Source organism: Amycolatopsis sacchari (genome assembly GCF_900114035.1).
Taxonomy (GTDB): Bacteria; Actinomycetota; Actinomycetes; order Mycobacteriales; family Pseudonocardiaceae; genus Amycolatopsis_E; species Amycolatopsis_E sacchari.
The window spans coordinates 39,411-53,309 of record NZ_FORP01000035.1 but is presented as its reverse complement, the minus strand read 5'-3'; the positions used below and the strand labels follow the sequence as shown (position 1 = coordinate 53,309).

The 13,899-nt window shown below is 72.5% G+C and carries 17 protein-coding genes; 4 read left to right on the top strand and 13 right to left on the bottom strand.

Annotation, left to right across the window (positions count from 1 at the left end; translation table 11 throughout):
* Positions 1-161: 161 nt before the first annotated feature.
* Entirely contained in the window at positions 162-896 is a 735-nt protein-coding gene (locus BMZ92_RS33815; RefSeq protein ID WP_091516179.1) for an SDR family oxidoreductase, read from the bottom strand.
* A gap of 50 nt (positions 897-946) precedes the next feature.
* Between BMZ92_RS33815 and BMZ92_RS33810 the strand changes: the two genes are divergently transcribed.
* Positions 947-1,540 carry a TetR/AcrR family transcriptional regulator gene (locus tag BMZ92_RS33810; protein WP_091516178.1) on the top strand — a complete coding sequence of 198 codons (594 nt, stop codon included), beginning with the start codon at positions 947-949 and terminating at the stop codon, positions 1,538-1,540.
* A gap of 20 nt (positions 1,541-1,560) precedes the next feature.
* Positions 1,561-2,349 carry an SDR family oxidoreductase gene (locus BMZ92_RS33805; protein ID WP_091516175.1) on the top strand — a complete coding sequence of 263 codons (789 nt, stop codon included), beginning with the start codon at positions 1,561-1,563 and terminating at the stop codon, positions 2,347-2,349.
* On the opposite strand, the gene BMZ92_RS33800 is transcribed toward BMZ92_RS33805, so the two are convergent.
* Positions 2,346-2,954 carry a TetR/AcrR family transcriptional regulator C-terminal domain-containing protein gene (locus BMZ92_RS33800; RefSeq protein ID WP_091516201.1) on the bottom strand — a complete coding sequence of 203 codons (609 nt, stop codon included), beginning with the start codon at positions 2,952-2,954 and terminating at the stop codon, positions 2,346-2,348. The two genes, BMZ92_RS33805 and BMZ92_RS33800, sit on opposite strands and share 4 nt — an antisense overlap.
* Before the next feature lie 65 nt (positions 2,955-3,019).
* Between BMZ92_RS33800 and BMZ92_RS33795 the strand changes: the two genes are divergently transcribed.
* On the top strand, positions 3,020-4,402 hold the full coding sequence (locus BMZ92_RS33795) for an FAD-dependent monooxygenase (RefSeq protein WP_091516174.1): 1,383 nt from the start codon (positions 3,020-3,022) through the stop codon (positions 4,400-4,402).
* Here BMZ92_RS33795 and BMZ92_RS37695 read toward each other — a convergent pair.
* The 10 genes from BMZ92_RS37695 to BMZ92_RS33755 all read right to left on the bottom strand — a co-directional run bounded on the left by BMZ92_RS37695 (position 4,399) and on the right by BMZ92_RS33755 (position 12,125).
* Positions 4,399-4,539, bottom strand: a complete 141-nt coding sequence (locus tag BMZ92_RS37695; RefSeq protein ID WP_177228989.1) for a hypothetical protein — start codon at positions 4,537-4,539, stop codon at positions 4,399-4,401. The genes BMZ92_RS33795 and BMZ92_RS37695 overlap by 4 nt on opposite strands.
* A 256-nt stretch (positions 4,540-4,795) precedes the next feature.
* The gene (gene lgt, locus BMZ92_RS33790; RefSeq protein ID WP_091516198.1) at positions 4,796-5,695 is read right to left on the bottom strand and encodes a prolipoprotein diacylglyceryl transferase; all 900 of its coding nucleotides are present in this window, start codon (positions 5,693-5,695) and stop codon (positions 4,796-4,798) included.
* 63 nt (positions 5,696-5,758) lie between these two features.
* On the bottom strand, positions 5,759-5,929 hold the full coding sequence (locus BMZ92_RS37690) for a hypothetical protein (RefSeq protein WP_177228988.1): 171 nt from the start codon (positions 5,927-5,929) through the stop codon (positions 5,759-5,761).
* 12 nt (positions 5,930-5,941) lie between these two features.
* On the bottom strand, positions 5,942-6,589 hold the full coding sequence (locus BMZ92_RS33785; RefSeq protein ID WP_091516171.1) for an MOSC domain-containing protein: 648 nt from the start codon (positions 6,587-6,589) through the stop codon (positions 5,942-5,944).
* A complete protein-coding gene (locus tag BMZ92_RS33780) occupies positions 6,586-7,065 on the bottom strand; it encodes a DUF3291 domain-containing protein (RefSeq protein ID WP_091516170.1) in 480 nt (159 codons plus the stop codon). Before BMZ92_RS33780 ends, BMZ92_RS33785 begins: the two co-directional genes overlap by 4 nt.
* 46 nt (positions 7,066-7,111) lie before the next feature.
* The gene (trpA, locus tag BMZ92_RS33775; protein ID WP_091516168.1) at positions 7,112-7,897 is read right to left on the bottom strand and encodes a tryptophan synthase subunit alpha; all 786 of its coding nucleotides are present in this window, start codon (positions 7,895-7,897) and stop codon (positions 7,112-7,114) included.
* Entirely contained in the window at positions 7,894-9,126 is a 1,233-nt protein-coding gene (trpB, locus tag BMZ92_RS33770; protein ID WP_425425893.1) for a tryptophan synthase subunit beta, read from the bottom strand. Before trpB ends, trpA begins: the two co-directional genes overlap by 4 nt.
* Positions 9,105-9,914 (bottom strand): indole-3-glycerol phosphate synthase TrpC, encoded by an 810-nt coding sequence (gene trpC, locus BMZ92_RS33765; protein WP_091516163.1) that lies wholly within the window; start codon positions 9,912-9,914, stop codon positions 9,105-9,107. The genes trpB and trpC overlap by 22 nt, the downstream gene beginning before the upstream one ends.
* A gap of 116 nt (positions 9,915-10,030) precedes the next feature.
* Positions 10,031-10,576 carry a Trp biosynthesis-associated membrane protein gene (locus BMZ92_RS33760; RefSeq protein WP_091516160.1) on the bottom strand — a complete coding sequence of 182 codons (546 nt, stop codon included), beginning with the start codon at positions 10,574-10,576 and terminating at the stop codon, positions 10,031-10,033.
* Positions 10,554-12,125 (bottom strand): anthranilate synthase component I, encoded by a 1,572-nt coding sequence (locus BMZ92_RS33755; RefSeq protein ID WP_091516159.1) that lies wholly within the window; start codon positions 12,123-12,125, stop codon positions 10,554-10,556. The genes BMZ92_RS33760 and BMZ92_RS33755 overlap by 23 nt, the downstream gene beginning before the upstream one ends.
* Positions 12,126-12,930: 805 nt before the next feature.
* On the opposite strand from BMZ92_RS33755, the gene BMZ92_RS33750 reads away from it, so the two are divergent.
* Positions 12,931-13,560: a TetR/AcrR family transcriptional regulator gene (locus BMZ92_RS33750; RefSeq protein ID WP_091516156.1), complete on the top strand. Its 630-nt coding sequence runs from the start codon at positions 12,931-12,933 to the stop codon at positions 13,558-13,560.
* 1 nt (position 13,561) lies between these two features.
* On the opposite strand, the gene BMZ92_RS33745 is transcribed toward BMZ92_RS33750, so the two are convergent.
* Entirely contained in the window at positions 13,562-13,861 is a 300-nt protein-coding gene (locus BMZ92_RS33745; RefSeq protein WP_143250010.1) for a hypothetical protein, read from the bottom strand.
* Between the last annotated feature and the right edge of the window lie 38 nt (positions 13,862-13,899).

Genomic DNA, 13,899 nt, shown 5'->3' with positions numbered 1-13,899 from the left:
CAACCCCACACGGCGGCAGCGCCCTTGCCAGTCACCACGCAACCAAACCGGACCATAACCACCAAGCCACAGCCCACCCACACCCTCACACTGAGCGCCCTTGACGCGACGGATCGGCCGTGAACACTCAAAGATCGGGGCGGGGGGAGGGCCACCCGGCTTCAGCTCTGCGCCGTCGGGCGCACGACGATCTCGCTCACGTCCACGTCGTCGGGCTGTTCCACCGCGAACGCGACCGCCCGGGCGACGGCGTCCGGGGTGATGCCGATGTCCGCCATGTTCGCGGAGATCTGCGCCCGCACCTCCGGGTCCATCCGCTCGGCGAACTCCGTCGAGATCATGCCCGGCGAGATGGTGGTGACCCGCAGGCTGTCGCCCGCCTCCTGCTGCAGCCCGTCGCACACCGTGCGCACCGCGACCTTCGTCGCCGAGTAGACCGTCTGGACCGGCTTCGTGCGGTACGCCGCCGTCGAGGCGATCGTGACGAACTGGCCCGAGCCCTGCGCGCGGAACACCGGCAGGGCCGCCGCGATGCCGTACAGCACCCCCTTCAGGTTCACGTCGATCATCTCGTCCCAGTCGTCGACGCGCAGTTCGTCGATCAGCGAGATCAGGCCGACACCCGCGTTGTTCACGAACACGTCGAGCCTGCCGAACCGCTCCCGCGCGACCTCCACGAGCCCGGCGAGGTCCTCGCGCCGGGTCACGTCCGTGACCGCGAAGGCCGCCTCCCCGCCGTCGTTCCCGATGCGCTTGGCCACCGCCTCGAGGCGTTCCGCGCGCCGTGCGCCCAGCACGACCTTCGCCCCGCGCTCGGCGAGCAGCACCGCCGTCGCCTCGCCGATCCCGCTGCCGGCACCCGTGATCGCGACGACCTTGCCTTCGATTCCCGTCATCGGGACTCCTTCCGAAAAATGTAAGACCCTTCTTACATTACTCTGGTCGGGTGCCGAAGCGCGAGAGCTACCACCACGGCGACCTCCGGGCCGCGCTCGTCGAAGCGGCGTTGACGCTGATCGCGGAGCGCGGGATCGACGCGTTGTCGGTCGCCGAAGCGGCTCGTCGCACCGGCGTCAGCCCCGGCGCGCCCTACCGGCACTTCCCCACCCGGCTGGCGCTGCTGAAGGCGGCCGCGACCCGGGCGGCGGAGGTGCTCGCCGCCGACCTGCGCGCGTCCGTGCGGGAGACCGCCGACCCGGCGGAAGCGCTTGCGGCGACCGCGGCGGTCTACGTGCGGTTCGTGGTGCGGCACCGCGCCGGGTTCGACCTGATCTTCGCCGAGCAGCTGCGCCCGCTCGCCGATCCCGCGCTCGGCGACGCCGGCCGCGCGGTGATGGACGTCCTGCTGCCGATCGCGCTGGAGCTGACGGGCGACGCGCAGGCGGCGCTCGACCTGCTGCAGCAGCACATCGCGGCCGCACACGGGTTCGCGGTACTGCACCTGAGCGGGTTCATGAGCCGCTACTCGCCGGACGTCGACGCCGTGGCCGAGGCGGCGGCGGGGACGAGCCGCGCGCTCGCGACCTCCGCCCGGCGGTAGAACCTGTTACAGTTCCGGCCATGATCCTGGATCGCTTCCGGGTGTCCGGCAAGGTCGCCGTCGTCACCGGGTCCGGGCGCGGCATCGGCGCGGCGGCCGCGGTCGCCCTGGCCGAGGCGGGCGCCGACGTCGTCGTCTCCTCCCGCACCGAGGCGGATCTCGCGGCCGTGGCCGAGCGGATCGTCGCCACCGGCCGGAAAGCCCACGTCGTGCCCGCGGACCTCAGCGAGCCCGCGGCCGCCGCCGGGCTCGCCACCGCCGCCGTGGAGGCGTTCGGGCGGCTGGACATCGTGGTGAACAACGTCGGCGGCACGTACCCGCGGCCGTTGCTGGAAAGCACGGCGGAGTTCCTGGAGGAGGCCTTCCGGTTCAACGTCGCGACCGCGCACGCCCTGACCACGGCGGCCGCGCCCGCGATGCTCGAAGCCGGCGGCGGCGCGGTGGTCAACATCTCGTCGAACATGGGCCGCATCGCGGGACGCGGCTTCGCGGCGTACGGCACGGCGAAGGCGGCGCTCGCGCACTACACGCGCCTGGCGGCGTTCGACCTCGCGCCGAAGATCCGCGTGAACGCCATCGCGGTCGGTTCGGTGACGACGTCCGCGCTCGACCTCGTGACGGGCAACCCGGAGATCCGCGAGCGGATGGAGTCCGCCACGCCGTTGCGCCGCATCGGGGACCCGGAGGACGTCGCCGCGGCGATCCTGTTCCTCGCCTCACCCGCGGGCGCGTACGTCACGGGCAAGGTGCTGGAGGTCGACGGCGGACTCCAGGCGCCGAACCTCGACCTCGGACTGCCGGACCTCTAACGCAGGGACCTCAGCCCCGCGAGCAGGATGCCCAGCGCGAACCGGAAATCGTCCTCCGCGGTCGCACCCGCCTCGTGCCGTTCACGCATCCCCCGCACCATCAACGGGAACGGGATCGACGGCAGCACAGCGGCCTCTCGCGCGGGGTCCGGCCGCGCCTGCTCCTCGACGGCCCGGCCGAGCACGAACTGCACGAGCACCCCGGCCACGCGGGTGGCGTCGGCGAGCGAGAACCCCGCTGTGTGCAGGACTTCCACCGTTCGCTCGGCGAACTCCCCGAGCGAACGGGCGACGACCAGGTCCGCACCGAGCGCCACGCGCGCGCCATCGCGATGGCTCAGCAGCGCGCCGCGCAGCGCCGTGGCCGCGTTTTCCACCCACTCGAGCCAGGGCCCGCCGGGCGGCGGCAGCCGGTCGACCACCGGCGCCACCATCGCGTCCGCCAGGTGATCGAGCAGCGCCCGCTTGCTCGCGAAATGCCAGTACAGCGCGGGCGCCTTGACCCCGAGCGCCGTGGCCAGCCGGCGCACGGTGAGCTTGTCCAGCCCCTCCGCCTCCAGCAGGTCCAGTGCGACGCGCACCGCCTTCCGGACGTCGACCGCCACCACGCCTCCTTGACACCTTAACTAGTTCAGGGCAGCGTAGCATTTAACAAGTTAAGGAGGACCTCGTGGACGCTGACGTGCTGGTCGTCGGAGCGGGGCCGGTGGGCCTCTGCCTCGCCGCGGAACTCGCCCTCGGCGGGGTGCGGGCGCTCGTGCTGGAGCGGTTGCCCGGCCCCAGCGGGGAACCGAAGGCACGCGGCATCGGCGTGCTCGCCACCGAAGCGCTGCGGCGCCGGGGCCTCGGCCCCCAGCTCGACGCCGCGCACGAGGACGGCGTGCGGGACTTCGCCCGCGACCACGGCAGCCACCTCGGCCACTTCGCGAACATCCACAAGCTCGTGCCGGATCCCGGCAGGCGCGGCACCTACATCTGGCAGCCCCAGCTCGAACGACTGCTCGCCGACCACGCCGGACGCCTCGGGGTGCGGGTCCTGCGCGGGCACGAGGTGGACGCGCTCGAGTCCACTGTGGACTCGGTGACGGTGGTGGCGGGCGGCCGGCGGTGGCGTGCGCCGTGGCTCGCCGGGTGCGACGGCGGGCGCAGCACGGTCCGCAAGCTGGCCGGGTTCGGTTTTCCCGGCACCCCGGCGCTGCTCCGGATGATCGCGGGGCGGGTGCGGTTCGCCGGAGAAGTCCCCGCGCCTGGCCGGTATCCCAGTGGCACCTTCCTGCACGGCCACGGCATGGCCGGGGTGCAGGAGCCCGCACGGGACTCCGAGCCGGAAGGCCCCGTCACGCCCGGTGAACTGGCCGAAGCGATCGAGCGCGTGACAGGCCGGTCCGTGGTCGTCGAGGAGGTTTCCGAGAGCCGCCGGTTCGGGGACCAGGCGCGCCAGGCCGACACCTACCGCCGCGGCCGGGTGTTCCTGGCGGGCGACGCGGCGCACGTGCACTCACCGAGCGGCGGGCAGGGGCTGAACCTCGGGCTGCTGGACGCGGTGAACCTCGGCTGGAAGCTGGCCGCCGTGATCCGCGGTGACGTCCCCGAGGCGCTGCTGGACACCTACTCGCGGGAACGGCATCCGGCGGGCGAAGCCGTCCTGCGCAACACGCGGGCGCAGTCGGCGCTGCTGGCGCCGGGCCCGCACGTGGACGCGCTCCGCGAGATCGTCGCGGACCTGATGGACCTCCCCGAGGCGAACCGGTACTTCGCCGACCTGCTGTCCGGGGTGAACCTGCGTTACCCGTTCCCCTACCCCGCGGCCGGGCCGGTCGGACAGCACTGCGCCGACCTCGAACTAGTCGCCGTCGACGGCGCTGTGTCACATCTGTACGAGCACATGACGACGGGCCGAGGCCTGCTGCTCACGCCGTCCGCTCCCGTGACAGACCGGGTGGACGCACTCACCGTCACGACCCCCGGCCCGCTGCTGCTGCGTCCCGACGGCGTCATCGCCTGGGCTGGCGGCGAAGCGCTCGACGCCGCCGTGAAGACGTGGTTCGGCTAGTTCACCTTCTCCGGCTCCGGCTTCACCGTCGCGGTCTGCGACGGCGCCGGTTGCCTGCTGCCGCACCGGCGAATCCTGCGGACGCCCGCGGCGTTGCCGATGCTGCCGGTCGTCACGCTGACGCCGGTGCCCGCCACGAGCCGGAGCGCGTGGTCCAGTTCGCCGCAGGCACGAGCCGTTTCCGAAGCGCTCGACGCCGCCGTGAAGACGTGGTTCGGCTAGTTGACCTTCTCCGGCTCCGGCTTCACCGTCGCGGTCTGCGACGGCGGCGGTTGCCTGCTGCCGGTCGTCACGCTGACACTGGTGCCCGCCACGAGCCGGGGCGCGTGGTCCAGTTCGCCGCGGGCACGGCCGTTTCCGCCGCTCCAGGCTGTCGTGCCCGGCGTGGTTCGGCTAGTTCACCTTCTCCGGCTCCGGCTTCACCGTGGCGAGGAGTTCCGGGTCCTCGCGCGGGCCGCGCTTGCGGGCGACCACGAAGTAGATCATCGCGCCGAGGAACACCAGTACCGACGTCCAGACGTTCACCCGCAGGCCGAGGATCTCGTTCGCGTGGTCGGAGCGCAGCAGCTCGATCCAGAACCGACCGAGGGTGTAGCCCGCGACGTACAGCGCGAACGCCCGCCCGTGCCCCAGCTTGAGCCGCCGGTCCAGCCACACCACGAGTGCGGCCACCGCGAGGTTCCACAGCAGCTCGTAGAGGAACGTCGGCTGCACCGGGCTGTCCGCCAGCGGGATGTGCCCGAAGGCCACCCCGTCGGGCCCCTGGTCGGGGATCGCCGGGTTGTCCGGGTCGAAGCGCTGGTAGATCTCCAGACCCCACGGCAGCGACGTGTGCGCGCCGTAGAGCTCCTGGTTGAAGTAGTTGCCGAGGCGCCCGATGGCCTGCGCCGTGACGATCCCGGGTGCGATCGCGTCGGCCATCGCCGGAAGCGGGATCCCCCTGCGGCGGCAGGCGATCCACGCCCCGACACCGCCCAGCGCGATGGCGCCCCAGATGCCGAGGCCGCCGTCCCAGATGTAGAGCGCCTTCACCGGGTCCTTGCCGGGCCCGAAGTACAGCTCCGCGTCCGTGATGACGTGGTACAGCCGCCCGCCGATGATGCCGAACGGCACGGCGAACACCGCGATGTCCACGACCGTGCCCTTGGTGCCGCCGCGCTCCTGCCAGCGGCGCTCACCCCACCAGATGGCGAGGATGATGCCCAGGATGATGAACAGGGCGTAGGCGCGGATCGGGATCGGTCCGAGGTACCAGACGCCCCGGTCCGGGCTGGGGATCGTCGCGAGGAACACCGTGTGCACGGGGCCACCGTAGCCTGCCCGGGTCACAGAACGGCGTGAAGCCCGGCGGTCCGGTCAGTCGGCAGGGCGGTTGAGGAACGCCGACGCGACCGCGAGGACACACCCGACCCCGAAGATGGCCGTCAGCCACCACGGACCGCCGCGCCACAGGTTCCAGCCGCCGGCCAGGAGCATCAGCACAGCCAGTACCAGGTTGCGCAACTGGAGGGGTGACGGTTTGGCCATGCCGCCAGCTTTTCACGCCCCGCCCGGCCGGCCCGCGGCGGCCTTGCGCGCCCTGCGCAGCTCCGGCCCCGGCAACGCCTCCGCGACCACCAGCTCCGGCAGCAACTCCGGCTCCCGCAGCAGCGCGCGGAACGCGAACCCCACCGTCACGTCGTGCGCGGGCCGCGAGACGACCGTCACCGGATCGCCCGCGCGGATCTCCCCCGGCTCGATCACCCGGAGGTACGCGCCCGGCTTCCCGTGCAGCGTGAACCGCTTGACCCACTGCTTCTCGCCCAGCCACTTCGCGAACACGCGGCAGGCGGTGCGCGGCGCGGAAACCTCCAGCACCACGTCGTCGCCGATCCGCCAGCGTTCGCCGATCTTCGCGCCCGTCACGTCGAGACCGGCGGTGGTCAGGTTCTCCCCGAACATCCCCGGCGTCAGCGTCCGCCCGAGCTGGGCGGCCCACTCGTCGAGATCCTCGCGCGCGTACGCGTACACCGCCTGGTCGTCGCCGCCGTGGTACCGCAGGTCCTTGATCACGTCGCCCGCCAGCCCGCTGCCCCCGGTGCCCAGCGGCCCCGGCGCGGACACCCGGACCGGCTCCGTCACCGGGCGCTTGTCGATACCGGTGTCGGAGCCGTCGCCCGACACGTTCACCGAGACGACGCGGCTCACGCCAGGCACCGCCAGCCGGGCGCCGGGGCGTCGGACTCCGGCGAGAACGTGACCTTCAACGTGAACGCGTGCGGCGTCGGGCCGTGCTCCCGCAGGTGCCGGATGCGCTCCTCGGCTTCCGCCGTGCCCGGCCGGTGCCTGTCGGGCACCCACCACAAGGCGGTGTACGCCTCCCGCATCCGCTCGAACCACTCGCGCCGGCGCCGCAACAGCTCGCGGTGCTGCCCTGAGTACGTGAACGCGGCCAGGTCCTCGACCGAACGCCACACGGACATGTTGACGATGATCTCCGGCCCGTCGTCCTCGAACGCGCGCACCGCCGTGGCGTTGCCGTCCTCGGTCTGCAGCCGCCACACGAAACCCGGTGCGGCGTCGGCGATCGCGTTCACCGGGTCCAGCGCGGCGACGAAGTCGGCCAGCTGCGGATCGGTCAGCGGGGCCTTGAGCCGGGCGATGTTGACCTGCGCGAGTTCCATGCGATCACTCTGCCCGCGACGGCCCGCGCCCGGCCACGGATTTTCGTCAGGCCGCGACCGGCTGCCGCACGCCCTCCGCGAGCTCGGCGCTCAGCGCCCGCACGGCCTCGGCACCCTCGGCGGCCTTCGTCACCAGCGCCGAGCCGACGATCACCGCGTCCGCGAACCCGGCGACCTCCGCCGCCTGCTCACGGGACCGCACGCCGAGGCCAACGCCGATCGGCAGGTCCGTGTGCGCCCGCGCTCGCCGCACCAGCTCCGCGGCACCCGCGCCGACCTGGTCCCGCGCCCCGGTCACGCCCATGACGGCCGTGGCGTACAGGAAGCCCGAGGCCGCCCGCGCGGTCAGGTCGAGCCGCTCCTCCGAGGACGACGGCGCGACCAGGAAGATCCGGTCCAGGCCGTGCTCCTCCGACGCGGCCATCCACTCGGCGGCCTCGTCCGGGATCAGGTCCGGCGTGATCATGCCCAGCCCGCCCGCGGACGCCAGGTCCCGCGCGAAGCGGTCGACGCCGTAGCGGTGCACCGGGTTCCAGTACGTCATCACGACGGCCCGGCCGCCGCGCGCCGACACCGACTCGACGACCTCGAACAGCTGCTTGAGCCGGAACCCCTGCTTGAGCGCGGTGTCCGCGGCGAGCTGGATCGTCGGCCCGTCCATCACCGGGTCCGAGTACGGCATGCCGACCTCGACGAGGTCCGCACCACCGTCGATCATCGCGGCGAGCAGGTCCTTCGAGCCCTCGACGCTCGGGTAGCCGGCGGGCAGGTAGCCGACCAGCGCCGCCCTGCCCTCGCTCCGCGTCCGGGCGAACATCTCCTTGAGCGTCATTTCCCGTCGACCAAACCAAACCACTTCGCGGCGGTGTCCATGTCCTTGTCACCGCGCCCGGACAGGTTGACCAGGATCAGCGCCTCGCGGCCCAGCTCCTTGCCCAGCTGCATGGCACCCGCCAGCGCGTGCGCCGACTCGATCGCCGGGATGATGCCCTCCGTCCGCGACAGCAGCCGGAGCGCCTCCATCGCCTCCGCGTCCGTGATCGGGCGGTACTCGGCGCGCCCGGTGTCCTTGAGCCACGAGTGCTCGGGACCGACGCCCGGGTAGTCCAGCCCGGCCGAGATGGAGTGCGACTCCATCGTCTGGCCGTCCTCGTCCTGCAGCAGGTACGTCATCGCGCCGTGCAGGTTGCCGGGCGTGCCCTTGGTCAGCGTCGCGCCGTGGCGACCGGTCTCGACGCCCTCCCCGCCCGGCTCCAGGCCGACGAGCCGGACGTCCGGGTCGTCGATGAAGCCGTGGAAGATGCCGATGGCGTTGGAACCACCGCCGACGCACGCGGCGACGGCGTCCGGCAGCCTGCCGGTCTGCTCCAGGATCTGCGCGCGGGCTTCCTCGCCGATGACCTTGTGGAAGTTCCGGACCATCGTCGGGAAGGGGTACGGCCCGGCCGCGGTGCCGAACAGGTAGTGCGTGGTGTCGGCGTTGGTGACCCAGTCACGCAGCGCTTCGTTGATCGCGTCCTTCAGGGTGCGCGAACCCGTCTTGACCGGGACGACCTCGGCGCCGAGCAGCCGCATGCGCGCCACGTTCAGCGCCTGCCGCTCGGTGTCCACCTCGCCCATGTAGACCACGCACTCGAGGTCCAGCAGCGCGCACGCGGTCGCGGTGGCGACGCCGTGCTGGCCGGCCCCGGTCTCGGCGATGACGCGCTTCTTGCCCATCCGCTTGGTGAGCAGCGCCTGGCCCAGCACGTTGTTGATCTTGTGGGAGCCGGTGTGGTTGAGGTCCTCGCGCTTGAGGAAGATCCGCGCGCCGCCGGCGTGCTCGCCGAAGCGCGGGGCCTCGGTCAGCAGCGACGGGCGGCCGGCGTAGTCCCGCAGGAGCCGGTTGAACTCGTTGACGAAGTCGGGGTCGGTGCGGGCCTTGTCGTACTCGGCGGCCACCTCGTCGACGACGCCGATCAGCGCCTCCGGCATGAACCGCCCGCCGTACGGGCCGTAGTAGCCGCGCTCGTCGGGGTCGTGCTCGTTGTGCGCCTCGCTCATCGGCTCGGCCTCGGGCAGGCCGGGTGCGAACCGGCGGTGACGAGCTTGACCAGCGCGCCCTTCGGGTCACCCGAGGCGACGAGCCCCTCGCCGACCAGGACGGCGTCGGCACCGTGGCCCGCGTACGCCATCAGGTCACCGGGGCCGCGGACCCCGGACTCCGCGACCTTCGTCACGTCGAACGGCAGCCCCGGCGCGAGCCTGCCGAACACGTCGCGGTCCACCTCGAGAGTGTGCAGGTTGCGGGCGTTGATGCCGATGACCTGCGCCCCGGCCTCCAGCGCGCGGTCGGCCTCCTCGGCGTTGTGCACCTCGACGAGCGCGGCCATGCCGAGCGACTCGACGCGGTCCAGCAGCGAGACCAGTGCGTTCTGCTCCAGCGCCGCCACGATCAGCAGCACCATGTCCGCGCCGTGCGCGCGGGCCTCGTGCACCTGGTACGGGCTGACGATGAAGTCCTTGCGCAGCACCGGAACGTCAACGGCCTTGCGCACCGCGTCGAGGTCGGCGAGGGAGCCGCCGAACCGCCGCTGCTCGGTGAGCACGCTGATGACGCGGGCGCCCGCCTCTTCGTAGTCCTTCGCGAGTGCCGCCGGATCGGCGATCTGGGCCAGCTCACCCTTGGACGGGCTGCGGCGCTTGACCTCCGCGATCACGCCGATCGACGACTCGCGCAGCGCACCGGCGGCGTCCCGCGGCGGGGCGGCCTTGGCGGCGAGCACCTTCAACTCGTCGAACGGCAGTGCCTTCTCGCGCTCGGCGAGATCGGCGCGGACACCGGCGATGATTTCTTCGAGAACGCTCACCGGGTGCCCCCGTTCCCAGGCGCATCCAGGTTTTCACTCGAAAGCTGGCTCACAAACACCTTCCCCTTCCCGCAGAAAAGATGCTAACCCGCGCACAGTCACGGGCCGGTTCCGGGTCAACGGTCAGTCGGGTCTTCGCCTTCGGAGAGCGCCTCCCACAGTTCCGTGTCGGGGTCACGGGCGGTCTTCTTCACGCTGGGTGCCGCGTAGCGTGCGCCCAGTCGCGGCATGGAGCCCGCCTTCCTGGTGGCGATCAACCCGCCGAGGAGCACGAGAATTCCCCCCAGCAACGCGAGTCCGCGTCCGGTGAAGATCTGCCATCCGGGTGTCCCGGCGGGGAAACCGCCGAACGAGAGCCCGTCGACGGCGAGCCAGCAGGCCCACAGCCCGGCCAGCGCGAGCAGGACGCCGAGGACCCGGCGGGGCCAGCCGCCGGTCGCCACCGCGCCCGCCACCCCGGCGACCGCGAGCACGGCCAGCGGCACCAGCGCGCCCTGGACCTGCGCACCGGTGTGGGTTTCCAGCACGACGCCGCGGACGCCACGGTCGTGCTGCTCCGCCGACCAGACCAGGCGCGAAGCACCCCACAGCGCCGCCGCCCCGAGCAGGAGCAGCACCGCTACTGTCCACAGTGGACGCTTACTGGGCGTTGGCTGCGTCATCGGCCGGGTCCAGCGCCCTGGCGGGGGCCATGGTCTGCGCGGCGGCGACCGCGGAGAGCACGGTGCGCGCCTTGTTCAGCGACTCGTTGTCCTCGTAGTCGGCCACCGAGTCGGCCACGACACCGCCGCCCGCCTGCACGTGAGCCACGTTGTCGCGCACCAGCGCGGTGCGGATCGCGATCGCCGTGTCGGCGTCCCCGGCGAAGTCGAGGTAGCCGACGACTCCGCCGTAGAGCCCGCGGCGGACCGGCTCCAGCTCCTCGATCAGCTCCATCGCGCGCACCTTCGGCGCGCCGGAGAGCGTGCCCGCGGGGAAACAGGCCGTCACGGCGTCGAACGCCGTGCGGTCGTCCCGCAGCTCGCCGGTGACGGTGGACACGATGTGCATCACGTGGCTGTAGCGCTCGATGGTGAAGAAGTCGACCACGCGGACGGTGCCGGGCTTGCACACCTTGCCGAGGTCGTTGCGGCCGAGGTCGACGAGCATCAGGTGCTCGGCGCGTTCCTTCTCGTCGGCCAGCAGGTCCTTCGCCAGCTGCGCGTCCTCCTCGGGGTCCACGCCGCGCCAGCGCGTGCCGGCGATGGGGTGCGTGGTCGCGCGGCCGTCGCGGACGGTAACGAGGGATTCCGGGCTGGAGCCGACGATGTCGAAGCCCTCCAGTCGCAGGAGGTACATGTACGGGCTGGGGTTGGACGTGCGGAGCACGCGGTAGATGTCGAGCGCGTCGGCCTGCGTGGCGATCTCAAACCGTTGCGATGGCACGACTTGAAACGCTTCCCCGGCCTTGATCGCCTCGACCGCCGCCTCGACCGCCGCGTGGTAGTCCTCCTTGGTGCGGTGCCGCCGGAACTCCGGCGCGGGCCGCGAGAAGACGGCGGTCGTGGAGGGGGCGGGTTCGCGCAGCTGCTCGGTCATCTCCTGGAGGCGGCGCACGGCGTCGTCGTAGGCCGCGTCCACGCGCTCGGGCGAGTTGTCCCAGTTCACGGCGTTCGCGATGAGCGTGACCGTGCCCTCGTGGTGGTCGAACGCCGCCAGGTCCGTGGCCAGGAGCATGGTCAGCTCGGGGATGTCGAGGTCCTTCTCGGCCAGCTCGGGCAGCTTCTCCAGCCAGCGGACGGCGTCGTAGCCGATGTAGCCGACCATGCCGCCGGTGAGCGGGGGCATGCCGGGCAGCGGTTCGGTGTGCAGTGCGGCGACGGTTTCCCGCAGCACCTGCAGCGGGTTGCCCTCCGTGGGCAGGCCGACGGGCGGGGTGCCCACCCACACGGCCTCGCCGTCGCGCACGGTGAGCGCGGCCGGGCTGCGCACCCCGATGAACGACCACCGCGACCAGGACTCGCCGTTCTCCGCCGACTCGAACAGGAACGTCCCGGGGCGGTCCGCGGCGAGCTTGCGGTACACGCCGACGGGGGTCTCCCCGTCGGCGAGCAGCCGCCGGACGACCGGAATGACCCGGCGGTCCTGGGCGAGCGCGCGGAACTCGTCCCGGGCGGGGCTCACGGCACCGAGCCCGCCGGATGCGGAATTCGCGGAGTGGACAGCGACCATGCGGAAAGCCTAGCCACGGGAAGCGCGCCCTCGGCAGGCAGGCAAGCGGGCTCACCCGCGGGGGGAGCGGGGTGCCCGGGGATGGGAGGGGCTGTGGGGGCTGGGGTGGGTGGGGCGTGGCGGGGTGGGGCCGGTGGGGCCGTGCGGTGGGGGACTTGCCGTGGCGGGTGGGGGGCTACCGCGGGCCGGGCCCGGTGGGCCGTGGCGGGTCCGCCCGGCGGGGCGGCGCGGAGGACTTGCCGTGGCGGGTGGGGCTGTTGCGAGGCCGGGCCCAGTGGGCGGCGGTGCGGTGGGGCGGCGCGGAGGCCTTGCCGTGGCGGGCGGGGGCCGTCGCGGGCCGGGCTCGGCGGGCGGGGCGGTGAGGCTTTGCCCTGGCGGGCGGAGCTGTCGCGGGCCGGGCCCGATGGGCCGTGGCGGGTCGGCCAGGTGGGGCGGCGCGGAGGCCTTGCCATGCCGGGAGCGGGCGGTGGCGGGGGCCCTGCCATGCCGGGCGGGGGTGATCGCGGTGCCGGGGATCGGCTCGGGTGGGGGCTTGCCATGACGGGAGGGCTGCTTCGCCGGGTAAGGCTGGGCGGTGCCGTGGGTCGGCGGGGGATTCCTTGCCAGCCTGCCGCGCGGCACGCCTCACCGACCACGCACCGGCCATCCCGCCGGATCCCCACCGCCCGAACCACCGCCCGCCCACACACCGGATCCCCCACCGCCCGGACCACCGCCCGCCCACACAGCAGCACCACCCAACCCCCACCGCCGACACAATTCATCCCACGTCGAATTCCCCTGTGCCGCAGGGCATGATGGAGCGGTGAGCACGGCAGAGCAACCGAACACCGGCAAGCGCCGCGGGCGGCGGCCCGGCGGGCAGGACACCCGCGCGGCGCTGCTCGAGGCCGCGCGGGCGGTGTTCTCCGAGAGCGGCTACGAGGGCGCCACCGTCCGGGCGATCGCGGCGCGGGCCGGGGTCGACGCGGCCATGGTCAACCACTGGTTCGGCGGCAAGGACGCCTTGTTCGCCCAGGCCGTGCTCCAGTTCCCGTTCGACCCCCAGGTGGTCGTCTCGACCCTCGTCGAGGGGGACCTCGACACGCTCGGCGAACGGATCGTCCGGCGGTTCGTCTCCGTGTGGGACTCCTCCGCCGGCGGCGTCTTCCCCGCGCTCGTCCGCAGCCTCGCCGGCCACGACCAGGCCACGATCGGGCTGCGCGACTTCCTCATCGAGAACGTCCTCAGCCGGATCGTCGCCCGGATCGAGGCGGACCACCCCCAGTTGCGCGCCACGCTGTGCGCCTCCCAGCTGATCGGCATCGGCATGGTGCGCTACGTCGCCGGGTTCGAACCGCTCGCCTCGGCCGACGTGGAAACGGTGGTGGCCGCCGTCGCCCCGACCCTGCAGCGTTACCTCACCGGCGACCTCGGTTCCACACGTTCGAATTGACTCACGCGCTCACCTTCTCCGGCATCAGCCCCAGCCGCTGCATGGCGCGCTCCACGTCCCGCACGTGCTCGTTCGCGATGCGCTCCGCCGCCCGGACGGCGAGCTGCGCTGAATCCAGGAACTGCCGCAGATCCGCACCGTCCGTTGTGGACAGCTCACCCGGGTTGTCCATGTCCGCGCGGAGAACCTCCTCCACCGCGGCCTCGACCAGCACGAGGTCGTTCATCGCGTCGTCCAGCTTGCTCACCAACTGCCGCGCCCTGCCGCGCATTTGCCCGTAATAGCACTGCGTATCGCTCATGACCGCACCTTTCCGGAAACGGGGAGATCGTTTTTGGT

Bases quoted from the DNA above. Each gene is read 5' to 3' on its own strand.
- BMZ92_RS33755 (WP_091516159.1), bottom strand. From the start codon at position 12,125: ATGGTCGCTGTCCACTCCGCGAATTCCGCATCCGGCGGGCTCGGTGCC.
- trpA (WP_091516168.1), bottom strand. From the start codon at position 7,897: ATGACGCTCAAGGAGATGTTCGCCCGGACGCGGAGCGAGGGCAGGGCG.
- BMZ92_RS33780 (WP_091516170.1), bottom strand. From the start codon at position 7,065: ATGGAACTCGCGCAGGTCAACATCGCCCGGCTCAAGGCCCCGCTGACC.
- BMZ92_RS37690 (WP_177228988.1), bottom strand. From the start codon at position 5,929: ATGGCCAAACCGTCACCCCTCCAGTTGCGCAACCTGGTACTGGCTGTG.
- BMZ92_RS33745 (WP_143250010.1), bottom strand. From the start codon at position 13,861: ATGAGCGATACGCAGTGCTATTACGGGCAAATGCGCGGCAGGGCGCGG.
- BMZ92_RS33760 (WP_091516160.1), bottom strand. From the start codon at position 10,576: ATGACGCAGCCAACGCCCAGTAAGCGTCCACTGTGGACAGTAGCGGTG.
- BMZ92_RS33805 (WP_091516175.1), top strand. From the start codon at position 1,561: ATGATCCTGGATCGCTTCCGGGTGTCCGGCAAGGTCGCCGTCGTCACC.
- BMZ92_RS33815 (WP_091516179.1), bottom strand. From the start codon at position 896: ATGACGGGAATCGAAGGCAAGGTCGTCGCGATCACGGGTGCCGGCAGC.